General features: G+C 57.8%; 22 protein-coding genes and 3 tRNA genes. 16 read left to right on the plus strand and 9 right to left on the minus strand.

Annotation, left to right across the window (positions count from 1 at the left end; genetic code table 11):
- The first annotated feature begins 24 nt into the window (after positions 1-24).
- The 3 genes from LG294_RS04380 (at position 25) to LG294_RS04390 (ending at position 1,672) form a co-directional block, all read left to right on the plus strand.
- On the plus strand, positions 25-1,110 hold the full coding sequence (locus LG294_RS04380) for a glycosyltransferase family 4 protein (protein ID WP_404289873.1): 1,086 nt from the start codon (positions 25-27) through the stop codon (positions 1,108-1,110).
- Between the two features lie 125 nt (positions 1,111-1,235).
- Positions 1,236-1,311, plus strand: a tRNA-Asn gene (locus LG294_RS04385).
- A gap of 288 nt (positions 1,312-1,599) precedes the next feature.
- A tRNA-Asn gene (locus LG294_RS04390) sits at positions 1,600-1,672 on the plus strand.
- A gap of 111 nt (positions 1,673-1,783) precedes the next feature.
- On the opposite strand, the gene LG294_RS04395 is transcribed toward LG294_RS04390, so the two are convergent.
- Positions 1,784-2,938 carry an IS1249 family transposase gene (locus LG294_RS04395; protein WP_404285512.1) on the minus strand — a complete coding sequence of 385 codons (1,155 nt, stop codon included), beginning with the start codon at positions 2,936-2,938 and terminating at the stop codon, positions 1,784-1,786.
- Positions 2,939-3,498: 560 nt separating this feature from the next.
- On the opposite strand from LG294_RS04395, the gene LG294_RS04400 reads away from it, so the two are divergent.
- The 4 genes from LG294_RS04400 (at position 3,499) to LG294_RS04415 (ending at position 6,752) form a co-directional block, all read left to right on the plus strand.
- A complete protein-coding gene (locus LG294_RS04400) occupies positions 3,499-4,338 on the plus strand; it encodes a phage holin family protein (RefSeq protein ID WP_404289875.1) in 840 nt (279 codons plus the stop codon).
- A gap of 91 nt (positions 4,339-4,429) precedes the next feature.
- The gene (locus LG294_RS04405; RefSeq protein ID WP_404289877.1) at positions 4,430-5,344 is read left to right on the plus strand and encodes a DMT family transporter; all 915 of its coding nucleotides are present in this window, start codon (positions 4,430-4,432) and stop codon (positions 5,342-5,344) included.
- A gap of 53 nt (positions 5,345-5,397) precedes the next feature.
- Positions 5,398-6,579, plus strand: coding sequence for a glycosyltransferase (locus tag LG294_RS04410; protein WP_404289879.1), 1,182 nt, complete (start codon positions 5,398-5,400; stop codon positions 6,577-6,579).
- Positions 6,580-6,678: 99 nt separating this feature from the next.
- Positions 6,679-6,752 (plus strand) — tRNA-Ile (locus LG294_RS04415).
- An 89-nt stretch (positions 6,753-6,841) separates the two neighbouring features.
- On the opposite strand, the gene LG294_RS04420 is transcribed toward LG294_RS04415, so the two are convergent.
- Complete coding sequence (locus LG294_RS04420) at positions 6,842-7,363, minus strand: M23 family metallopeptidase (RefSeq protein ID WP_404289881.1); 522 nt, start codon at positions 7,361-7,363, stop codon at positions 6,842-6,844.
- Between the two features lie 406 nt (positions 7,364-7,769).
- On the opposite strand from LG294_RS04420, the gene rpsB reads away from it, so the two are divergent.
- The 6 genes from rpsB (at position 7,770) to LG294_RS04450 (ending at position 13,506) form a co-directional block, all read left to right on the plus strand.
- On the plus strand, positions 7,770-8,654 hold the full coding sequence (rpsB, locus tag LG294_RS04425; protein ID WP_404289883.1) for a 30S ribosomal protein S2: 885 nt from the start codon (positions 7,770-7,772) through the stop codon (positions 8,652-8,654).
- A gap of 143 nt (positions 8,655-8,797) precedes the next feature.
- Positions 8,798-9,634, plus strand: coding sequence for a translation elongation factor Ts (gene tsf / locus LG294_RS04430; protein WP_404289885.1), 837 nt, complete (start codon positions 8,798-8,800; stop codon positions 9,632-9,634).
- Between the two features lie 167 nt (positions 9,635-9,801).
- Positions 9,802-10,524, plus strand: a complete 723-nt coding sequence (gene pyrH / locus LG294_RS04435; RefSeq protein WP_404289887.1) for a UMP kinase — start codon at positions 9,802-9,804, stop codon at positions 10,522-10,524.
- Between the two features lie 107 nt (positions 10,525-10,631).
- Positions 10,632-11,189, plus strand: coding sequence for a ribosome recycling factor (gene frr / locus LG294_RS04440; RefSeq protein ID WP_404289889.1), 558 nt, complete (start codon positions 10,632-10,634; stop codon positions 11,187-11,189).
- Complete coding sequence (locus tag LG294_RS04445; RefSeq protein WP_404289891.1) at positions 11,189-12,790, plus strand: phosphatidate cytidylyltransferase; 1,602 nt, start codon at positions 11,189-11,191, stop codon at positions 12,788-12,790. Before frr ends, LG294_RS04445 begins: the two co-directional genes overlap by 1 nt.
- A gap of 143 nt (positions 12,791-12,933) precedes the next feature.
- On the plus strand, positions 12,934-13,506 hold the full coding sequence (locus tag LG294_RS04450; RefSeq protein ID WP_404289893.1) for a DivIVA domain-containing protein: 573 nt from the start codon (positions 12,934-12,936) through the stop codon (positions 13,504-13,506).
- Positions 13,507-13,755: 249 nt separating this feature from the next.
- Here the strand turns inward: LG294_RS04450 and LG294_RS04455 are convergent, their stop codons facing one another.
- The 4 genes from LG294_RS04455 to LG294_RS04470 are packed head-to-tail and all read right to left on the minus strand — an operon-like array spanning position 13,756 to position 17,547.
- Positions 13,756-15,258 carry a cation acetate symporter gene (locus LG294_RS04455; protein ID WP_404289895.1) on the minus strand — a complete coding sequence of 501 codons (1,503 nt, stop codon included), beginning with the start codon at positions 15,256-15,258 and terminating at the stop codon, positions 13,756-13,758.
- Positions 15,255-15,626: a hypothetical protein gene (locus LG294_RS04460; RefSeq protein WP_404289897.1), complete on the minus strand. Its 372-nt coding sequence runs from the start codon at positions 15,624-15,626 to the stop codon at positions 15,255-15,257. Before LG294_RS04460 ends, LG294_RS04455 begins: the two co-directional genes overlap by 4 nt.
- Complete coding sequence (locus tag LG294_RS04465; protein WP_404289899.1) at positions 15,623-16,339, minus strand: LytR/AlgR family response regulator transcription factor; 717 nt, start codon at positions 16,337-16,339, stop codon at positions 15,623-15,625. Before LG294_RS04465 ends, LG294_RS04460 begins: the two co-directional genes overlap by 4 nt.
- A 20-nt stretch (positions 16,340-16,359) precedes the next feature.
- Entirely contained in the window at positions 16,360-17,547 is a 1,188-nt protein-coding gene (locus tag LG294_RS04470; RefSeq protein WP_404289901.1) for a sensor histidine kinase, read from the minus strand.
- A gap of 200 nt (positions 17,548-17,747) precedes the next feature.
- On the opposite strand from LG294_RS04470, the gene LG294_RS04475 reads away from it, so the two are divergent.
- Together LG294_RS04475 and LG294_RS04480 are read left to right on the plus strand one after the other, a co-directional pair.
- A complete protein-coding gene (locus LG294_RS04475) occupies positions 17,748-18,092 on the plus strand; it encodes a DUF485 domain-containing protein (RefSeq protein WP_404289903.1) in 345 nt (114 codons plus the stop codon).
- On the plus strand, positions 18,092-19,714 hold the full coding sequence (locus LG294_RS04480; protein WP_404289905.1) for a cation acetate symporter: 1,623 nt from the start codon (positions 18,092-18,094) through the stop codon (positions 19,712-19,714). Before LG294_RS04475 ends, LG294_RS04480 begins: the two co-directional genes overlap by 1 nt.
- A 104-nt stretch (positions 19,715-19,818) precedes the next feature.
- Here the strand turns inward: LG294_RS04480 and LG294_RS04485 are convergent, their stop codons facing one another.
- On the minus strand, positions 19,819-20,862 hold the full coding sequence (locus LG294_RS04485) for an LLM class flavin-dependent oxidoreductase (protein WP_404289907.1): 1,044 nt from the start codon (positions 20,860-20,862) through the stop codon (positions 19,819-19,821).
- A 35-nt stretch (positions 20,863-20,897) separates the two neighbouring features.
- Entirely contained in the window at positions 20,898-21,572 is a 675-nt protein-coding gene (locus tag LG294_RS04490) for an NADPH-dependent F420 reductase (protein WP_404289909.1), read from the minus strand.
- A 93-nt stretch (positions 21,573-21,665) separates the two neighbouring features.
- Between LG294_RS04490 and LG294_RS04495 the strand changes: the two genes are divergently transcribed.
- A complete protein-coding gene (locus tag LG294_RS04495) occupies positions 21,666-22,181 on the plus strand; it encodes a MarR family winged helix-turn-helix transcriptional regulator (RefSeq protein WP_404289911.1) in 516 nt (171 codons plus the stop codon).
- 102 nt (positions 22,182-22,283) lie between these two features.
- Here the strand turns inward: LG294_RS04495 and LG294_RS04500 are convergent, their stop codons facing one another.
- Positions 22,284-22,772 (minus strand): Lrp/AsnC family transcriptional regulator, encoded by a 489-nt coding sequence (locus LG294_RS04500; protein ID WP_404289913.1) that lies wholly within the window; start codon positions 22,770-22,772, stop codon positions 22,284-22,286.
- Positions 22,773-22,843 lie beyond the last annotated feature (71 nt).

The raw sequence follows: 22,843 nt of genomic DNA on the forward strand, positions 1-22,843 counted from the left end.
CCCCAAACGAAGGCTGACACGCTCGTGAAACTCGTCATCGATGCCCGCTATACCCGGGTCACCCATCACGACGGAATCAGCCGCTACACCGCGGGACTCATCGAAGCAACGGCCAAGATCGCCGAAGTGACGATGCTGATCAACGATCTGCGTCAGTTGGACCTGCTGCCAGATGTTCCGTACCTCAAGGTTTCTGCCCCAACGAGCGCCCTCGAACCTCTTGTGGCCTTTCAGATCAATAAGCTGAAGCCAGACGTGGTGTTCTCCCCAATGCAAACCATGGGTACGCTGGGGAGGAAATTCCCTGTCATCCTCACCTTGCATGACCTGATCTACTACGCGCACCCGCATGCTCCGAAGTTCTTGCCGGCGCCAATTCGGTGGGGCTGGTTCCTGTTCCACCAGGTCTACTTCCCGCAACGGATGCTGTTGAATCGTGCTGACGCGGTAGCTACCGTTTCCCAAACCACCGCGGGGCTGATGCGCAAGCACAGGCTAACAAAGCGGCATATTGGCTTGGTATCCAACGCGCCATCTGGTGAAAGCGCTAGCCGCGATAAGCAAGCCACCGTGAAGAACACCCTGCTCTACATGGGCTCATTTATGGAATACAAGAACGTAGAAACGTTGATCCGGGCCATGAGGCTACTGCCCGACTACGAGTTGCACCTGCTCAGTGGCATCAGCCAACAACGTCGCGCCGAATTGGAAGCAGAAATTCCGCATGGCGCCAAGGTGATATTCCACGGGGGAGTGAGCGACGAAGAATATGCAAACCTGCTGGCACAGTGCACGGCTTTGGTAACCCTGTCCCGCGAAGAAGGATACGGACTTCCGCTGGTGGAAGCGATGAGCGTGGGCACACCAGTGGTTGTCACCGACATGCCGATCTTCCGTGAAGTGGCTCAAGACGCGGCGCTTTTTGCAGATCCGGATAATGAGGAAGCCTTCGCGCTACAGGTGCAGAAGCTCTCGGATCGTGATGTGTGGAGAGAATATGCGGACCGTGCGCTGGAACGTGCCGGCCAATACTCGTGGGATCTCTCAGCGCGGCAACTCGTTGATCTGGCTCAGTACGCGATCGATCATTCTCCTAATTCGTCAAAGTAAGGTTTCGACTTAGAATTGAAACGAAACGAGAGCTCACCGACCGAGTAGCTGCAAGCTTTGCATGCGAGGCGAGTCATTGATTTCAAAACAGTACTTGGCTAGTGCTAAAGTAGTTCTCGTAGCATTCCTCCATAGCTCAATTGGCAGAGCATTCGACTGTTAATCGAAGGGTTACTGGTTCAAGTCCAGTTGGAGGAGCCAAGTCAACACCCCGTATTCATGCACAGCTGAGTACGGGGTGTTTTACATCTGGCGGACAAGCCCGCACGTGCACCACCAGTAATCGCGCGTTGTCGCGATCGTTATCCGCCCGGTGCATCAAGGCTCGATATGTCGCAAATCACCGCATGTAGGAAAAATTTGGACTTCGACGACTCGAAGTCGTAGTCCAAAATTCACCGTGAAGCCGGGAAAAATGGTGTCACTTGCGCAGCGTCTGGTCGATTTGAAAACGTCAATTGGCCAGTGCTAAAGTATTACTCGTTGTATTCCTCCATAGCTCAATTGGCAGAGCATTCGACTGTTAATCGAAGGGTTACTGGTTCAAGTCCAGTTGGAGGAGCTTCCATAAGGCCCCAATCGCATCATGCGGTTGGGGTTTTATTCTTTTAAGCTTCGGGGTTATGTGGGTTATGTGCCAAAAAGTGTGTACAGATGACGCGCTGAAGTGGATTCAGCGACGCCCTCCCCACCCTTTTTGCACTCCATTACCGTCATCCCAACTGAAATGCTTGTCGTAAAGCACCGGCCCAATAGGCTCATCCTTGATGATCTTCGGCGAGGGTTTCTCGGCCCAATGCCGCTGCTGCACGAACGACCACGGATCCTTCGGGTTTTCGACGTGTCGATACAAATACCAGCGCACGAGCGCTATCGAATGCTCCGGAGTCAAGCCTCGGTGCAGTCGTAGCTGGTCCTTGATACCCGCGTTGATACCGCCTTCGAGCGGGCTTGTGGTCCGAGGCAACACCTCGCCCTCCAATGCCAGGTCCAACCACTGAAAAAGTTGATCCTTCTTCAAAAGGTTGTGGAAGAGCTTCTCGCCTCGGCGCAGGTTGATATGGGTGTACCACCACGTTTGATTAGGGCTGACGTACGAAGGCCGAGACTCAGACTTCCCTTTGGCATAGGTTCGTTCTTTGAGCGTGACTGTGTGCATGGACTGCCACTGATAGAACTGCTCGGTCCACTGATTCGCTTGTTCCTTCGTCTCAACTTTCATCAATGCCCGGGTCAAGGTAAGTAGCTGCTGACCTGGGACTGTGCGCGGGTTCAAAGTGAGGTGCTTAACCATGGTTTGGCGGATATGGAAGAAGCAACGCTGGATCTTCGCTTCCGGCCAGAGTCCGGTGATCACAGACTCCAGCGCCCCATTCCCGTCAATGACGGCGATCTGTGGTGGTGCCATGCGTTGGAGCATGCGGGTCCACGAGGCGGTCTTTTCACGGTCGCAGAACTGCCAGTCGATGATATGAGTACCGTTGAAAGCGGTCAGGGCGCAGTAGCCGTTGAAGTAGGTGCCATCGAGCATGAGGTATCGATGTTGTTCGCCGGTTTGCTCAAGGTGTGGCTGGACTTGCCAGCACCAGGCGGTGGTGCGGTGGAAAGTCCGCCGAGGGGTTTGTAGCTCGGAAATACTGTGTTTCCCGGTGGCCCAACGGTAGAAGCCGGTGAACTGTCCTTTCGCGATGATATCGGGGCGGGAAACAGTGCTGGACGCGCCGCAGTTCTTGCACCGCCAGCGGGTGCGTCCAGCGCCTGTTTTCCCGTTCTTGACCAGCTTATTTCCGCATACATCACAACGGGGTTGGTTTGCAATTGTTGCCACGGTACATGCTTTCAAAGCATGTGTTCGTGGTGTTATTCCTAGTGATTACATGTTTTCGGGGAGTTCTGTACACACTTTTTGGCACTTAACCCAAGCTTCGCCCGTTGGGCTTCGGGTTTTCTGCGGGATCTTCAGGGGAAACCCCGATAGTGCCGCCAGTTGGTCTCTGGCTAGGATATTTATTAAGTGATAGCGGGTTCGCTCCGATGCATTTAGCGCGCTGTAGGGCAGCTGGAGATCTGAGTAGTCGGTATGAACTGTTTAAATCTGCTCCTTTAGGATGAAGTAGATTTTCGGACTGTGCCGCGTTGAAAGGCTTCAGACACGGTTAATCGGCAAGTAACTAATGAACAGGTTATGAACAACAGGGCATGCATATTGATGCGGTCGCTTCCTATAAGCTCAAGTGGATAGACGATAGACTTTCAAATCGTTAACAGTTACACCCGTGGCATGAGATTTAGCTGTGGGGTTTACGCCTGAAGACTGATACGTAGGCGGTAACCGGAGTGCTAGCGTGGAAACACCGGTTGCCGAGCGATCGAGAATATGGAGAAACCATGTCTGAAGCTGATTCGATGCAAGCAGATGAAAGCCTGAAGTCGAGCGTCAAGAGTGCCAAGGCGCAAGTCGATGGACTCAAGGAGCTTGTCCCGCAGCAGCTCTCGGACGAGATCAAGCTAGGAACCACCTTGCTCAAGAGCAAGGGCATCAGTTTGGGTGTGGCCGCTGGGCTCGCGGCGGGTGCGCTTGTAGTAGTTTCGCTTTTTGTAGTTGCAGTTGTTGTTACTTTGGTGAACGTGTTGGCTATCTGGTTCCAGGGCTGGGCAGCAGCGCTGATCGTCGCAGGCTTCTTCCTGCTAGTGGCAGCAGTTCTTGCCCTAGTTATTTACCTCAAGATCAAGAAGGCATTGCCGCTGACTCCGGATGCAGCGATTCGCGGCCTGCGCCACGATATCGGTGTAATCAAGGACGGCAGCAACTTCGATGTCAGCACCTTGGATGAGCCAATGCGTAAGAAGGATGAAGGCGAAGAGTCCGCAAAGGACAAGAAGAAGGAACCGAAACCTCCGGCTCCAAGCGCGGATGAACTGGTACTTCGCACGAAGCGTCGCCGCCGCCAGATTCAGGCGTTGCGTGACAACTTGGGACAGAGCGTTATGGGACCCAAAGCCAAAATTGATAAAGCTCGCAAATTTGCCGAAAACGCTGGCGACTCGGTGACCAATGCCGCTGCCAAGGCGCGCAGTTTCGTTACCCCGTCGGTGAACACTGGTGAGAACAGCGAAGCTGATCGTGCAGGACAAGAACGGATGGAGAAGGCTAAGCCTTTTGCGATCATTGCAGCGTCAGCCGGGGCTCTCGTTGCGATCATTCGTAAGCTGGTCAAGCGCTCCTAGGTTCTTGAACCGATGAGGTGACGTGGAAAAATCACGCAACCGCGCAGCATGACCTCTCGGAAAACAAGGAACTAGTGGGAAAGGCACTGACATGGTTTGGATCGCTATCACAGCGGCACTATGCGGTGCCTTTTGCCTTGCCTTCGGAGCCCACTTCCAATCAAGCGCAGTAAAGTCTGCCGCCGGTGGCTTGGATGTCACCCTCGGCAATATTGGCAAGCTGATGGGAAATGGCCGGTGGATGAGTGGCTTGCTGCTGCTCGGGATGGGCATGGTCCTCAATGTCTTTGCTTTGGCCAGCGCTCCGCTGACAGTTGTACAACCAATAGGCGCTATCGCGCTGGTGGTGACTACGGTGGTCAACGCGCGGGAGCACAAGTTGACGATGAATCGTCCGACGGTACTCGCGATTGCCAGTTGTATGGTTGGCTCGGCTGCGTTCGTGTTGATGGCGATTAAAGTTACTGGAGACCAACATCAGGTGGACGACTCCGAGGAGTTACTCATCGAGCTGATCCTCGCGTGCGTAGTGGTGCTCATTGGAATCATTGCACTGATCTTCCATCGGAGCCTTGGCGCCATCTTCTACATTGTAGGAGCCGGTGTGCTCTTTGGCTTCGTGGCGGTGCTGGTACGCACCATAGCAATCGAAGTGCTGCGCTTGGGCGGCCAAATCTGGTGGTCGATGCCCTGGCTAGCGCTAGGGGCCGTCGTTGTGGCGGGACTGCTTGGTTCCTACTTTGTGCAAAACGCATATTCAAAGGGACCGCCGGATTTGGTCATAGCAGGGCTGACGGTCATTGACCCGATTGTTGGCATAGCCATTGGTATAACAATTTTGGGCGAGCTTCGTCCGGATGTTCCTGCTTTGTTGGCAGGGGCCATGGCATTGGCTGGCGTGCTTGCGATCGTCGGTGTGGTGGCGCTGTCTCGCCATCATCCGGTGGTTCTAGACCGCAAAGCCAAGGCACGGCATTTGAAAAGTCTGTCTAACCACGACATTTAGATTTAGCTAAGCACTTCTCACAAGACAATCTGTTGAACGAACAAGGACAATACGTGGCCGAGGAAAAACCGCTGACCATCGTCATCGCCGCTGATACTTACCTGCCAGACATCAACGGCGCGGCAATGTTCTGTTATCGATTGGCCACCGCCATGAAAGAACGAGGGCATCGCGTACATGTCCTGGCGGTACGTGGGGAGAATGGCAAGACGTTCACCGAAGTTCGTCCGGAAGCGATTGTGCATCGCCTGCAATCTCACGCTGTATTTACGCACGAATACTTCCGCATCGTTTTCCCGTGGGAAGTTAATTCGCAGATCAATAAGCTCTTGGACGACATCAAACCCGATGTCGTACACGCGCAGAGCCATTACATGATCGGTCAGCAAACTCTCGCCTACGCTCGGAAGCACGGTGTGCGCTCGGTAGCAACAAATCACTTCATGCCCGAGAATCTCGACCCTTTCTTGCCATTCCCAAAGTGGTTCAAGAAAATTGTCGCGCGTAACTCCTGGCGCGATATGGGCAAGATCTTCGGCCGGGCCGACGCGGTCACCACGCCCACCCCGCTGGCAGCCAAAGCCATGAAAGATTACGCACGGCTTTCTAAAGTTCTGCCGCTGTCCAACGGCATTGAAGCGGGCAACTATGAGTTGGCTGACGGTGAAGAAATTGCGCGCAATGATGCACCGACAATTCTTTTTGTAGGCCGCCTGGCTGTTGAGAAGAACGTCAATGAACTAATCGAGGCACTGGCCTTGATGAGGCACGTCCCTAGAGCCATCCTCGAGGTAGTAGGTGGTGGAGAGCAACGTGCACACCTGGAACGAATCGCCCACGAGCAGGGACTGAGCGATCGAGTTCGATTCCTAGGCCACGTCAGTACCGAAGAACTTCGTCAGGCGTACCTGCGCTGTGACGTCTTCTGTCAACCGGGTACCGCAGAATTGCAGTCCTTGGTGACACTCGAAGCGCTCTCCGCATCGAAACCTGTAGTTCTTGCCAATGCGATGGCATTGCCGCATCTAGTTGACGTGGGTGTGAACGGTTACATGTTCGAACCCGGGAACCGCGAGGACTTGGCCCAGAAGCTAGATACGGTGCTGGGCCTGGATAAGGCGGCCCGCGAACGCCTGGGCGAGGCAGGGCACCGCAAGGTCATGAACCATGCGCAGGAAAAGACGATGAATTCCTTCGAGGCGCTATACCGAGGGCAAAGCGTCACTCAGCATTAGAGCGTGACGACCCCGCTACGAGCTCGAATCGAGATTTTGGCTGGTCATGCCCTAGAATATTTCGAGTGTGGTTACCGCCATGGCGGTAACTCTCATAGTGGGGCGTTAGCTCAGTTGGTTAGAGCAGGGAACTCATAATTCCTTGGTCGCCGGTTCAAGTCCGGCACGCCCTACCGAATAAACCACCGAGTGGCTTGTGAAAACGAGCGACTCGGTGGTTTTTCTTTTTGCCAAGTCGCACAAGACGGTTGAATCCACTAATTCAGTCGTTCAGCGGCAATAGGATCGACGGACGTAAATCCTCGATCAGGAGTGCTGGATCAATATATTCGCCGTCCAGACGTACTCCCCAGTGGATGCATCGGCCCGAGCAATGAGCCCCCTTTGCCACGGTTCCGAGTTTTGCGCCGGACTCAACCCAGCTACCCACCGACAGCTCGCTGGTTACCGGTTCCAAACTCGTCTTAAACCCATAGCCATGGTCGATCACCAACACGGGACGGTCCACGACCACTCCCAGAAAGGTGATGCGCCCACGATTCGGGGCAATTACTTGAGTGCCTTCCACTGCTGCAAGGTCCACGCCACGATGACCGGCCGACCATTTTTCGGCCGGCTTATCAAAGGCATTCAGGATCTTCGGCTCACCGGCCAAAGGCCAGCGCCAAACAGCTGCAGCGGTTGGCTGCGCGAGAGAATCCGCTGGCTGTGCCTTGGCTCCCAGCGGAACCAAAGACAGTACGAGCAACGTCTGGATCAGCAGCAAGAGGTATTTCTTTTTCATGCAACCAGCATGCGCGGCAGACGCTGATCCAACCGCGAATCAATGGCCTGCTGTGGGTAACTTTCAAACTCAGTTGATAGGCGCTAGATCACCTAAGATCCCGGTCCGCCGTGCAAGGCCGGTGTAGTACACTTGGAACTGCAGTTTCTTGTCATAGGTGTGTCCAAAATTGGTTCACCGGCCAAGAGACTGACTTCGCGTGCGAGGTTCCACAACCTTTACAGGAAGTGGGCGCAAGTTCCAGTGGTCCGAGAGTATCGGTGGGCTTGTGCGGACTGTCAAGCAGTCCGGGCCGCGCACTAGGGCAGATAGCCAAAACGGTGATCTGCGTACAACCCAAACAACTAAGAGCAGTTACCGCGGACGCGCATGCGTCCGGTCCGCCACTGCTGAGAGGAGTTGCGACATGCCAGTCGTAACCATGCGAGAGCTGCTTAACAGCGGCGTCCACTTCGGCCACCAGACCCGTCGTTGGAACCCAAAGATGAAGCGCTTCATTCTGACCGAGCGCAACGGCATCTACATCATTGACCTGCAGCAGTCGCTGTCGTTCATTGACCGTGCTTACGAGTTCGTCAAGCAGACCGTTGCCCACGGTGGCACCGTACTGTTCGTCGGTACCAAGAAGCAGGCCCAGGAGTCCATCGCTGAGCAGGCTAACCGCGTTGGCCAGCCATACGTGAACCAGCGCTGGCTCGGCGGTATGCTGACCAACTTCCAGACCGTCTCCAAGCGCGTACAGCGCATGAAGGAACTGGAAGAAATCAACTTTGAGGACGTTGCCGGTTCGGGCCACACCAAGAAGGAACTTCTGCTGCTCAAGCGCGAGCTGACCAAGCTGCAGAACAACCTCGGTGGTATCCGTAACCTGACCCGTACCCCCTCCGCTATCTGGATCGTTGACACCAAGAAGGAACACTTGGCTATCGACGAAGCTCAGAAGCTGGGCATCCCAGTTGTTGCCATCTTGGATACCAACTGCGATCCGGACGAAGTTACGTTCCCAATCCCAGGTAACGACGACGCTATCCGCTCCGTCAACCTGCTCACCCGCGTTGTCGCAGACGCTGTTGCTGAAGGCCTCATCGCCAAGAACAACAAGGCTGCCGGCAAGACCGAGGGCGCTGCAGAGCCAATGGCTGAATGGGAGCGCGAGCTGCTCGAAGGCGAAAAGGCAAAGGCTGAGGCTCCTACCGAAGCTGCAACCGAGGCTCCTGCCGAAGCTCCAGCTGAAGCAGCAACCGAAGCACCAGCTGAAGCTGCTGCTGAAGAGGCTCCAGAAGCCAAGTAGTCATCTGACTATCTCTTAGAGTTTGCTTTCACGCGCTACGGTGCGTTGAAGGATACTCAAAAAAGTCTCGTGGGACGGGTTGGTTATCCGACCCGTCCCACGAGCGACATAAACTTGAAACCTCCTAGTGAACGGGGATGCACGTGGCAAACTACACCGCTGCTGATATCAAGGCTCTGCGCGAACGCACTGGCGCTGGCATGATGGACGTGAAGAAGGCTCTCGACGAGGCTAACGGCGACGCCGAAAAGGCCATCGAGATCATCCGCGTCAAGGGTCTGAAGGGCGCTACCAAGCGCGAAGGCCGCTCGACTGCAGAAGGCCTCGTAGCCGCCAAGGTCGATGGCACCGCTGGTGTCATGATCGAGATCAACTGCGAGACCGACTTCGTGGCCAAGAACGACAAGTTCATCGAGCTGGCTAGCAAGGTTCTGGATGCCGCTGTGGCTTCCGGTGCAGCAGACGCCGAAGCACTGCTGGCTTACGAGCTGGACGGCAAGCCACTCTCGGAGATCGTCATCGAAGAGGGCGCAATCCTCGGCGAGAAGATCGTTGTCCGCCGTGTTGCACGCCTTGAGGGTGCAAAGGTTGCGTCTTACCTGCACAAGACCAGCAAGGACCTGCCTGCGCAGGTTGGCGTTCTGATGGCCGTGGATTCGGATTCCGAAGCTGCCGCAACCGTCGCACACGACGTTGCAGTGCACACCGCCGCAATGGCTCCAATCTACCTGTCCCGCGAAGAAGTTCCTGCGGACAAGGTTGCAGACGAGCGTCGCATCGCCGACGAGACCGCACGCGCCGAGGGCAAGCCAGAGGCAGCCCTCACCAAGATCGTTGAAGGCCGCCTGACCGGTTTCTTCAAGGAAATCGTGCTGGTTGACCAGGCTTTCGCTAAGGACGCAAAGAAGTCCGTAGCCAAGGTCTTCGAAGAAGCTGGCACCAAGCCAGTTGCCTTCGCCCGTTTCCGTGTTGGTGCCTAAGGGTTCAGCCACACAGTAAGCGAATGCCGCTCGTAGCGAGCGGCTAAACAAGTCAAGGGAGGTGAGCCACCGAGCAACTCGGTGACTCGCCTCCCTTTTCTTGAGCCCGGATGACAAGATAGTTTGAGATCCGGATACAGATTTCTCAACCCCAGGAGATAGACCCCATGCCTACCAGCCCAGAAACCAAACGACGCCGCGTCTTATTGAAGCTTTCCGGAGAGGTCTTCGGCGGAGGCAACGTCGGTGTTGACCCGACTACCGTGCGTGGCATCGCCGAACAGATCGCCTCGACCGTAGGTGAAGTTGAGGTCGCAATCGTTGTCGGTGGCGGTAACTTCTTCCGTGGCGCCGAGCTATCGGCCGCTGGCATGGACCGCTCCCGCGCGGACTACATGGGCATGCTCGGCACCGTAATGAACTGCCTGGCACTGCAAGACTTCCTGGAACAGTGCGGTGTGGAAACCCGCGTGCAGTCGGCCATCGCCATGGCCCAGGTCGCGGAGAACTACATTCCGCGTCGCGCCATCCGCCATATGGAAAAAGATCGCGTGGTCATCTTCGGCGCCGGCGCCGGCCTGCCCTACTTCTCCACCGACACCGTGGCAGCCCAGCGTGCTCTTGAGGTGGACGCAGATGAAGTCCTGATGGCCAAGAGCGGCGTTGATGGCGTGTACACCGCGGACCCGAAGAAGGACCCGAGCGCGAAGAAGCTCGATACGCTGACCTACTCGGAGGCGCTGCAGCGCGATATTCGCGTGATGGACCAGACCGCGATGACCATGTGCCAAGATAACAACGTGAACATGCTGGTCTTCGGCATGGAAGGCGAAGGAAATGTGGCTAGTGCCATTCGCGGCGAGCGGATCGGCACCACCGTCACCCCATAAGGGTGTTCGTGACATAGGATTGAATTAGATCTATTTGTTCGGCTGCTTCACCCGCGTGCCATCGTGGCTGAAGCAGCAGAGCACAGGCAAAGTACTGAGGAGTACCGGTGATTGACGAAACGTTGGCGGATGCCGCCGAAAAGATGGACCGCACCATTGAAGCCGCCAAGGAGGACTTCGCGACGATCCGTACCGGTCGCGCCCACCCAGGCATGTATTCCAAGGTCATGGTGGACTACTACGGTTCCCCAACCCCACTGATGCAGCTTGCCTCCTTCGCCGTGCCAGAAGCACGCACCATCACCATCAGCCCATTCGATGTATCGGCCATGCGCGCCATCGAGAAAGCTTTGGGCGACCCAGAGGTCGGTGCTAACCCATCGAGCGATGGCAAGATGATCCGCGTGACGCTTCCGGTGCTGACCGAGGAACGCCGTAAGGAATACGTCAAGCTGGCCCGCACCAAGGGTGAAGATGCCAAGGTTGCAGTGCGTAACCACCGTCGCAAGGCCAAGGACATCATCGACAAGTTCGTCAAGGATGGCGAAATTGGCGAGGACGAAGGCAGCCGTGCCGAAAAGGAACTCGACTCGCTGACTAAGCAGCACGTTGATTCCGTTGATGAGATTCTGAAGAAAAAAGAAACAGAGCTGCTGGACGTCTAATGCCAGGCTCGACAGACAACACTGAGGGCAACGCTTCGGCGGTGCCCTCAGTGGCATCCGGCGAAGACCAGCCCATGACTCGGCGGGAGGCCCGCGCACGGCGCGAAGCCGCCGAACGCGGCAAGTCACGCGCCTCTAGATTCAAGCGCGCGCGCTCCGGGGCTCAAGCCGAACCGGCGAAGTCAGCCGAGGCGAAAGCCGCCGTCAAGACGCCACCGGACACGGTGCCGCCAGCGGCCCCTGCCAACTTGCAGTCCCCAAAAACTCCTGAGGCGACCCCAAAGGCGGCCGCCTCAAAGCCCGAGGCCAAACCGGCGTCCGAGACCCTCAAACCAGCGGCCAAGCCCGTCGAAAAAGACGCCAAGCCCGCAGCGGCTCAACCGGCAGCCGATGGTTCCGGGACGCCCAAACCCGTCTCGGCGTTGCGCCCGAAGAGCGTCAAAGCTCCCGAAGGCACCCCTGGCACCTCCAAGCCGTCGGCCAATGCCGAAGCTTCGCCGAAACCGGTCCAGACTGCTGGCGCCCCCGAGGCTCCGCAAGCCCCCAAACCGGCAAGCGAAGCGGCCAAGACGAAGGCCAAAGCACAGGCAAAGGCGCAACTAGTTGCCTCTGCTCCGGCGCCGAAGACCCCGACCGTGCAGCCATCGACGGAAAAGCCTGCAGAACCACAGCAGCCAGAACCGCCGCAAACGGATAGCGATGACCTCGCCGAAACCGGTAAACCCGAACCCAAAGAAGCGGAGATCCCCGCCGAATTGCTGATCGGGGGACCGCCGAAGAAATCCCGAGCAGGACGAAACCTGCCAGCAGCCATTGGCGTGGGCATTTTGATGCTCGGCTTGGCAATGGTCGGACTGTTCTGGATTCCAACCCTGCTGGTAGTTCTGATCGTGGTGCTGGCCGGCATCGGTTCCTGGGAAGTCGCCCGCGCGACAACCCACGCGAAAACCGAAGTGCAGCTCTTACCGTTGTATTTGGCCGCGGTATTGCTTCCGGTCAGCGCGACCCTCGGTGGGCTCGATGCGTTGGGCTTCGCCTATCTGGGCAGCTTGCTCTTGGCGTTGCTCTTCCGAATCACCGAAGGGCTCAAGGGCGCCACAGCATCGGTGATGAGCAGTGTCTTCATCATCAGTTGGGTTCCATTGCTGCTCAGCTTCGCGCTTCTGGTGATGCGTGGGGACAATGGCAACCTGCTGATCACTACGATTCTGCTGCTGGTGGTCAGCAACGATACCTTTGGCTACGCCGTGGGTGTGCTGTTCGGGAAGCATCCAATGGCCCCGAAGATTTCACCCAAAAAGTCCTGGGAAGGCTTCGCCGGCTCCATGGTCGGTTCCATGGCCATTGGTGCGTTGGCGGCCAACTACTGGCTCGAAATGCCTTGGTGGTCCGGCGTGATCCTGGCCTGCTTCACAACCGTCGCGGCTACCACCGGCGATTTCGCCGAGTCCATGGTCAAGCGCGAATTGGGCATCAAGGATATGAGCAACCTGCTTCCGGGGCATGGGGGCATTATGGATAGACTGGATTCGCTGTTGTTTGCTATTCCTTTGGCCTATCTCATCTCGCACCTCTTGGCATGGAGCGTAGCCGTTTTCTAGTCGTTCGAGGCGCAGAACCGGTGACGGATCTGCGTCGGACGGTGTGCCCATGGCACTAAAAGAATTCACAACACATAAGATTGAAGGGTGCCGCATCATGGCGGTACGCCTAATGACTTTTCGTCTAGAACTAAGGAATAGTCGTGTCGCAGCAACAAGATGCTCCGTTCTCCCGGGTCCCGGAAAAGGAATTCGGCTACAACGTAAAGCAGGTTGATGCGTTTCTGAGCCGGGCGCGTGCCACCTTCAACGGCGGTGGAAACGATGATGCCGTGGTGACCAGTCACCTGATCCGTCGCACTACCTTTGCACCACAGAAGGGCGGCTACCAAGCCCGCGAAGTGGACGGTGCATTGGATCGGCTGGAAGATGTATTCGCCAAGCGAGAGCGTGATGATCTCATCGCCCACCAGGGTGAAGAGGTCTGGCTGCAGCAGGTTGGACGACTTGCAGCGATCCTTCGCGGGCGTTTGCACCGCGCGAACGGTGAGCGTTTCCGTCGCCCTTCACGCTCTAACGCCTCCAGCTACAACGTCGAAGACGTTGACCGGCTTTGCGATCAGCTGATCGACTACTTCGAACGCGACGTGCCGATGGCCGTCGACTCGGTACGCCGCGTGGAGTTCCGCTCCGCGGTGGGCACCGAAGGCTACGAAGAGTCGCAGGTTGATGCCTTCCTCGACCGTGTGGTCGAACTGATGGCTTCGATCGACTGAGAATTTTCGGTACGCGTACAAACCGCGGCTGTTGCTGACCAACTGGTCTGCAAGAGCCGCGGTTCGTAGTTTAAATTCCTTAGACCTGGCTGCCATCTGGTTGCCGTGGCTTCAGGCTACTGAACCCCCAGGGTTATTCCAGCGCTATGGGCAAGGCGCCAACTACGGCTTGGTCTGCCAGAAGGCTAGCGAGCGAAGAAGCCAGCCGATACACGCGTCCGGAATTCGTCTCCTCGATATTTGCCGGGATCAATCGATCCTGCCGACGCCTGTTTCATCTGGGGATTTGTAGCTGCGTTCAGGCACATGCAGTAGCGCCATCACGCGGTCTACCTTCGCGGGAATCCTGCGCGGGTTGGATTTCGATACCAGGATCATCACCATGAATGCCAAGGGGACGCTCCATGCAGCCGGCTGGCGGAGCATGAGGACCCACAGTGAATCATTGTCAGGCAGCATACTAGATCCGAGCAACGCCAGCCCGCAGGATGCCGCACCGACCAGCATGCCAGCTATTGCCCCGCGGGCAGTGAGCGAACGCCACCAGATGCCCAGCAAGAGCAGAGGGCAAATAGTCGAGGCGGTAAACGCGAAGACGTTGCCGATGGCACCGGCCAGAGCCAAGGAATTCGTGAGCAAGGCGATCAGCACCGGCAGCGCGGTGGCGAGCACCGTAGAGATCCTGAAGCCGCGCACGGTGCCCTGGAAGAACTCCTGGGACAAGGCGCCGGCCAAGGAGACCGCGAGCCCGGAGGTGGTGGACAGGAAGGCTGCGAAGGCGCCTCCCACCACGATCGCGGTGAGCAGATCCGCAAGGAACCCATCGAAGATGCGTTGGGGCAGCAGCAGAATCGTCGCATCTGCGTTGTTGGCGGCCAAGTCCTGGGTATAGAGGATTCCCAGCACGCCCAGGGTAGTGGGGAGCAGGTAGAACACCGATAGCAGGCAGAGCACAATGGCCGTCGTGGTGCGTGCGGCTTGTCCCGACGGATTTGTGTAAAAACGCACCAGCACATGGGGCAGTCCCAGGGTGCCAAAGAGCAGCGCCAAAATGATGGAGATCGTCTCGTAGAGGCTCATCCCGCCGATGGATTCCAGTTGTCCCGCTACGGCGGCCGCCCGTTCGGGAACCGAGTATTCCGGCATGACTTGAAAAAGCACGAACAAGGTCGGGATCACGAGCGCCGCAAGCTTGAACCAGTATTGGAACGCCTGAACGAAGGTGACCGAACGCATCCCGCCGGACACCACCGTCAGGCACACCACCGCGGCGACGATCACCGGGCCAACCCAGCCGGGCAGCCCGGTGGCTATGGAAAGGGTCAGCGACGCGCCATGCATCTGCGGGACGATGTACAACCAGCAGATGATCACCACCAGATAGGTGGTGATCTTGCGCAGTGGCACGGAATCTTCGAAGCGGATCTGCGCGAAGTCAGGGATGGTGTAGGCCTGGGAGCGGCGCAGTGGAGCGGCCACGAAGAGCAGCAGCATCAGGTACCCGGCGGTGTAGCCGATGGGGAACCAGAGCCCGGACTGGCCGCTGAGCACAATCAGCCCCGCCACACCTAGGAAGGAGGCCGCCGAGAGATACTCCCCGCCGATAGCCGAGGCATTCCACCAGGGTTTTACGGTGCGCGAGGCCACATAGAAATCGCTGGTGGTGCGCGAGAGCCGCAGGCCGAAGAACGCGATCAGCATGGTGGCCAGGCTGACTGTCACTAGGGCCAGGATGGAAAGAATACTGGTCATCGGGAGATGCTCCGATAGCGCCGCTCGTTGCGGGCAGCGGCCCGGTTATACAACAGCCCAGCGACAATGATCAACGGGTAGACTCCCACCCCTAGGATCCACCAGGGCAGTGGAATGTGGAAGAGCGTCACCTGAACGACCACCGGCCAGAAAGCCAAGATCGCCGAAATGCCCACCAGCATGATCAGCAGTCCAGCGGCGACCGCCACCGCCAAGCGGAGCTGGGAGCGGATCAGCTGGCGCACGTAGAAGGTCTCGGCGCTTTGCTCAGGGCGCGCGGCTGTGACGTTGAGGCTGGCATTCTGCGGCGCCTGCACGCGCACGCGTTGCGGGCGCTGCTCGGCAAATCGGTTTTGCTCCGGACTCACAATGGGCGGATCCGGTTCGCGGCCAAACGTTCACGCAGGTAAGGCAGCGCCCGCCGGGAGATCGGCAGCTCGGCACCGTGGACCACAACCGCCGCCTTGCCGGTTTGCAGCCGCACCGTCTCGATCTTGTCCATGCAGACCAGATAGGAGCGGTGAATTCTCACGTAGCCGGATCCGGCCCATTGCTGTTCGAGGTCATTGAGCGGCACGCGAATCAGATAGCTCGCATCGCGGGTGTGCAGCCGGGCGTAATCGCCTTGGGCTTGGACATAGCCGATCTCTTCGCGGGCAATGAGCTTGGTGATGCCGCCTTGGTCTACGGTGATCATTTCGGGTTTGGCCGGTTCGTCGTCGACCAGTTCGCAGATGCGGCGTACCGATTCGGCCAGACGCTGCGGGCGGATGGGTTTGAGCACGTAGTCGATGGCCGCCAGCTCGAAAGCCTGCAGCGCCTGATCCTCGTCGGCGGTGACGAATACGATCAATGGCGGGTGGGTGAAGCGGGAGATGACTCTGGCGATATCCAATCCGGACAGCGCCGGCATATGGATGTCCAAGAACAGGGCATCGACGTCGTTTTCTTCCAGGGCCTTCAGCGCCGCGGCGCCCGAGGTGGCACGGTGGATTTTTCCGATGCGTGAATCTTGTCCGAGCAGGAAGGAGATCTCATCAACCGCTGGAAGCTCGTCATCGGCCACGACCACATTAATCATGCCTAAAACTCTACCGCCAGTTAGGCCAATACGTCTGTCTCTAGTCCTTGTGGGGGACGGAACTTGGGGATTCTCAAGGTAATCAGCGTTCCCGCGCCCGGCGCGGTATCGATGACCAGCCCGTTGGCGTTGCCGTAGAGCTGGCGCAGCCGCACATCGACGTTGCGCAATCCGACGTGCATATTCACGGTGGTTCCGGCCAATACCGAAGCCAGCTGTTCTGGGTCCATGCCGGCCCCGTCGTCTTCCACGCAGATCACCGCGTGCAAACCGTCCTCGGTTGCGGTAATCGAAATCCGTCCGCCGTCCGGGCGGGCTTCCAACCCGTGGTGCACGGCGTTCTCCACCAGTGGCTGCAGGCAAAGAAAAGGGATCTGGGTGGGCAGCACCTCGGGAGCGATCTGGAGCGAGACTTTAATGCGATCCCCGAAACGAGCCTTTTCCAATAAGAGATAGCGGTCTATGGCTTCGAGCTCTTCGGCCAGGGTGGTAAATTCACCGCGGCGGCGGAAGGAGTAGCGGGTGAAGTCGGCGAATTCGATAACCAGCTCCCGGGCGCGAGCCGGATCGGTGTTGATGAAGGAAGCGATCGCGTTCAGCGAGTTGTAGATGAAATGCGGGGAGATTTGCGCGCGCAGGGCGCGCATTTGCGCTTCGAGCAGCATGGCTTTTGACTCGTCGAGTTCGGCGTTGGTGACCTGCGCGGAGACGAAGACCGCGACCTCGCTGACGGCGCGCACAAAGCTGGCCCCGGCGCGTTCAGCAAGCGCGGTGACGGTGCCCACCGCCTGCCCGCCAACCATGATCGGGGCTGCGACAAGATCCAGCCCGGAAGTGCGGTGAACCTGTGTCTTCTGGCTGCCGATCACCGAGGTGCTGACGGTCTGCGCGTGTTCTTCGAGTTCGGCGGTGAACTCGATTGCGGCGTCGGTGGCGAGGATCTGCCTGGTGTCACTGATCAGGAAGGCGGAGCAGCCCAGCAGCTTGCGCAGTGCCTTGGCGCTTTTGGCGGCGCCCTCTTCGGTGAGTCCGCGCCCGAAGTGCGGTACCGCGATGGACATGTGGTGAAGGGCCTGGAAGGTTGCTTCCTCCGCGGAGGTCCCCATCTCCTTGGTGGAACGGGAGATCTTGAAACCCAGGTAGCCAACGATGGCGATGCCGACGACCACGATGGTGACGATGAGAGTGATCTGCAGCGCTGGTGACATATTTCAATCCTAAAGCCCTCGTGCTGGGTCTACCGTTCGTCGTCGCCGAGCGTGCCGTTGGGCGCAGGAATTTATCCGCTAATCCACTGCTGAGGCTGAAGCCCTAGTGAGGCGCGGACAAATGACCAATAGTGAACTTAGTCACAATGCACATGAGTGCGTCATCACTACCCTGTTTAACTCGTCCAAGGAGGGCACCTATGAGTGCTGAATCGCAACCCGATGTCACCGATGACATTGATTTTGTGGCGGAAAGGAATTCGGAAGAATTCCAAGAACTGCGAAAGACCCACCGCAGCTTCGTTTTCCCCATGGCAATCTTTTTCCTCGTTTGGTACTTCGCCTATGTCCTGTTGGCGGACTACTTCCATGACTTTATGTCCATCAAGGTCCTCGGCAACATCAACATGGGTATCCTGCTTGGCCTGTTGCAGTTTGTCTCAACTTTCGTCATCACCGCGCTGTACGTGCGGTTTTCCAACAGCAAACTTGATCCCAAGGCTTCGAAGATTCGTGAGCGTCTGGAACAAGAGGACGTGAACTAATGAATTCTTCGCTGATCCTGGCCCAAGCGGCCGAATCAACCCAGGTGGGTAATCCTTGGGTCAATATCGCAATCTTCGCGGCCTTCGTGGGCATCACCTTGGTGATTGTGCTCCGCGCCAGCAAAAACAATAAGACCGCAGCCGACTACTACGCCGGCGGCCGCTCCTTCACCGGAACGCAGAACGGTACAGCCATTGCCGGTGACTACCTCTCCGCCGCATCATTCCTGGGCATTGTCGGGGCAATCGCGATCAACGGCTACGACGGTTTCCTCTACTCCATTGGATTCCTCGTCGCCTGGTTGGTAGCTCTGCTGCTGGTAGCCGAGCTGCTGCGGAACACCGGCAAATTCACCATGGCCGATGTACTTTCCTTCCGCCTCAAGCAGCGTCCGGTGCGCATCGCCGCCGCAATTTCCACTCTTGCGGTGTGTGTCTTCTACCTGTTGGCGCAGATGGCCGGCGCCGGTGCGCTGGTTTCGTTGCTGCTGGGTATTGACGGCAAGCTTGGGCAGTCGCTGGTTATCATCGTCGTTGGTGCGCTGATGATCATGTACGTACTGATCGGTGGCATGAAGGGCACCACTTGGGTGCAGATCATCAAGGCTTGCTTGCTGATCGCCGGTGCGCTGATCATGACTATCTGGACCTTGGCGTTGTTCAACTTCAACTTCTCCGAACTTTTGGGCAAGGCGGCAGAAGTTGCCGGCAACCCGGAAATTCTTAATCCGGGTATGCAGTACGGCAAGTCCGAAACTTCGAAGCTGGACTTCATCTCGCTGGCGCTGGCTCTGGTTCTTGGTACCGCCGGTCTGCCACACGTGCTGATGCGTTTCTACACCGTGCCTACCGCAAAGGAAGCACGCAAGTCGGTTGTCTGGGCCATTTGGCTCATTGGCGCCTTCTACCTGTTCACCCTGGTGCTGGGCTTCGGCGCCGGTGCATTGATCGGTCCAGACCGCATCAAGGCCGCTCCGGGCGGCGTGAACTCGGCGGCTCCGTTGCTTGCCTATGAATTGGGCGGCACCGTGCTGCTGGGTCTGATCTCCGCCGTTGCCTTTGCAACCATCCTGGCTGTGGTGGCCGGTCTGACGATTACCGCCGCCGCTTCCTTCGCCCACGATGTATATGCTTCGGTGATCGCCAAGGACACCACCACTCCGGAGAAGGAGATGAAGGTGGCTCGCCGAACCGTGCTGGTCATCGGTGTCTTCGCTATCGCTGGCGGCATTGGCGCCCAGGGTCAGAACGTGGCGTTCCTGGTGGCATTGGCCTTCGCGGTCGCTGCTTCGGCTAACTTGCCGACCATCTTGTACTCACTGTTCTGGAAGGGCTTCAAGACTCGCGGTGCGGTGTGGTCCATGTATGGTGGCTTGGGCTCGGCGATCTTGCTGATCATCTTCTCGCCGGTGTTCTCCGGTTCGGCGACCTCGATGGTTCCAGGTATCGATATCTCGATCTTCCCACTGGCCAACCCGGGCATCGTTTCGATCCCGCTGGCATTCATTCTGGGCTGGTTGGGTTCGATCACCGATCCAGGCGTTGAAGATATCGATAAGCAGGCAGAGATGGAAGTTCGCTCGCTGACGGGTGTCGGTGCCGAAAAGGCAGTCGATCACTAAAGCGTTGCTCAGTTGCGAATAGGGATTCATGGCAGTGGCCAGGATCAGCCGGTATCGGCTGATCCTGGCCACTGCCAGTTTAATGACCGAGCTTGGCCAGGTTGCTATTTCTGAGCGAGAAGGCGCTCAACGCGCGGCTTGACCTCGCTTGCCAGCAGCTTAATTGATTCCAGGAAATGTTCCTGGGGAAGTCCGCCAATGTCGCTTTGCAAGAAGTGGCGCATATGGCCAAGGTATCCATGCAGGTGGACAATGCGTTCGGCGATCTCGTCGGGGGAGCCAACGTAGTAGGCGCCGGGGGCGGCCACTTGAGCGTCGAAGGCTCGTTTGTCCGGTTTCGGCCAGCCGCGCAAGCGTCCCATTTCGATATTCAGGTTGTACCAGCCAGGGTAAAAGCGCTCCACGGCTTCCTTCGTAGAGGGGGCGACAAGTCCTAGCGCCCCTACCGAAACCTTTAGGGCCTCCGATGAATGTCCGGCGGCTGCGCCGGACTTGCGGTAGAGCTCTGCCAGTGGTGCAAAACGGTGTGGGGCACCGCCGATGATCCCGTAGGAAACCGGCAGTCCGAGCCGTCCGGCACGAGCCGAGGAGGCCGCGTTTCCTCCGGTTGCGAGCCAAATCGGCAGTTTCTTCTGCGCTGGGCGGGGCACAACCGCCAGATTTGCTAAATCCGGGCGTGTGGTTCCGGACCAGGTGACGTTTTCGGATTCGGAGTCGTTGATGCTCATGAGCAGATTAAGTTTCTGGTCATAGAGCTCGTCATAGTCCCGCAGGTCATAGCCGAAGAGGGGGAAGGTTTCGACCGAGGATCCACGGCCGGCGGTGATTTCCACCCGTCCGCCACCGGAGATGATATCGGCGGTGGCAAACTGCTGGTAGATCCTCACCGGATCGTCGGTGCTGATAATACTCGCAGCGCTTCCGAGCGTGATTTGCTTCGTGGAGGCGGCCGCCGCGCTGATCAATGCGCCGGGGGAGGAGGCCGGCATGGTTGTGGTGTGGTGCTCGCCGATTCCGAAGTAGTCAAGGCCGCTGGTATCGGCAAATTTGACGGCTTCGAAGAGGTTGCTGATCGCTTGGGATGTGGAACCTAGCGAACCGTCGGGGTTTCGCTGGGTGTCGCCGAAGCTATATGCGCCGATTTCCATGGTGGCGAATTCCTTTGAGTGTGTCGAGTGTCGGGTTAGTTTGGTACGCGAACCGCGTGCAGCAGATCGTTGAGTTCTGTGGTGTTAAATCTCCCGTTGAAGATTTCGCTTCCTGGTTCGAATAGTCGTCCTGCCTCCAAGCCGCCTGCGTCCACCGCGTCAAAGCCGATGCGTTCGATAAATGTGCGCAGCACCGTCTTGGCGTCGGAATTATCGCCGGCCATCGCTAGGGCCCTGCGTTCGCCGGCCGGATTGGTGGGAAGCGCATCTGGTTCCATTTCGTGATAGCCGATGTGGTTGAAGGATTTCACCACATGAGAGGCCGAGAGGAACGCGGCCACGACTTCGCTGGAAGTTTGTGAGGTGTCCATGAAGTCGGGGATTTCACCGTCGGTCCCAGACCAGTAATTCATCGCGTCGACAACGATCTTGCCTGAAAGGGCGCGGGGGTCGAGGTCCTTGAACTTATGCAGCGGAATGGCCACGATGACCAGATCAGCGCCAGCGGCTTCGGAGGCATTTACTGCTTCGGCTCCCGGAGTGACGATCTCAATGATCAGGGAGTTTTCTTCGGCAGGCTTCGAGGTCGCGAGCTTAACTCGGTACCCGGCAGCGAGGGCCAAGCGGGCGATAGCGGTACCTACGCGCCCGGCACCGAGAATGCCGATCGTTGCCTGTGGGCTCAAGTGCGCCCCGTCGTTTGTGTTCACCAAAGCCATCCTTCAAAAATTTATGCTGTTACACAGACTATATTTGCGACAGAACATCTTGGCAACCCCATTACTTCGGATATCATGGTGAGCATGAGCACCTCACGCGGCACACCTCCTAGCATCAGCCAGACACTTCCCGGATTTCTCCCGGGGGATCTGGGCTGGCACTTGGGAATGATTCTGCGTGGACATCAACTCGCGGTGGCGCAGAGCGTTGCCCCTGTTCCGGGGCAGGTGCGCGGATATCAATTGCTCTCGACCGTGGTGCATCGCGATCCGGCGAATCAGCAGGCGCTCGGATCCCACCTGGGAATCGACCGTACGGTGCTGACCTACCTGATTGACGATTTGGTCGAAGCGCAGCTGGTGGAGCGCATTGCCGCGCCCAGCGACCGTAGAGCGCGCAAAATTATTGCAACTGCGCGAGGTGAAAAGCTGCTCGCAGAGCTAGAAGTGAAAGTGAATGCGGCCGAGCAGGAATTGCTTACCGGCTTGAGCGACACGCAAAGCGCGCAGTTAGCTGGGCTGATCTCCACCCTGTCGGCCAATATTCATAACGCGCAGCCCGGCGCCAACCCCTGCGAGGCTATGGACTTGCTGGGCTAGCTATATCCGTTGTGAGGGCAGTGCGTGACTGACTACTTTGGACGCCTCCGCGGCCTCCGCTTCCTCAGGCCAAGAGTGGGCCCAGCTAAGTTTGCCTGCGAGCTAGGCGCGCCTGTTTCCGCTGTCGTTTGCTAGCGAGAGCTCAATGAGCTTAGAGGTGCGGTAGGGGATGAGCTCCGCCATGGACAGTGCCGAGTCGGCCCGATTAACCCCTTCGATATTGAGCAGTAGCCCATGGACGCGGAAGAGCTCCTCGGCATTCGCCGCTGCGGCGCGGACCAGAATATCCGCCGAGCCGGTCAGCCCGTGAGCTTCTAGCACCTCCGGAATCTCTTCGAGCTTTTTGGCGATGTCCTCCAAATGGCGTTGATCCACATGCAATTCGATAAAGGAAAGCAAGCCGAAGCCCAGGGCGGTCGGCGGAATGCGGCGATCCACCGCGGAGAGCACTTCGGTCTCCAGCCGGTTGAGCCTGGATTGCACAGTATTCCGGCCCAGGCCCAGCGCACTTGCCAGCGCTGAAGCGGTTCTGCGAGCGCTGCTGGACAGCGATAGAAGGATACGTCGATCGGTGGCGTCTAAAGGCTGCATAATGCGCACATTAGCACTAGGTCAAGTGCCAAGATAGTGCGTTTTGCGTTAATTCTTTTCTTGCCATTGTG

The organism is Glutamicibacter arilaitensis (assembly GCF_044793945.1).
In the GTDB taxonomy this organism is placed as follows: domain Bacteria; phylum Actinomycetota; class Actinomycetes; order Actinomycetales; family Micrococcaceae; genus Glutamicibacter; species Glutamicibacter arilaitensis_B.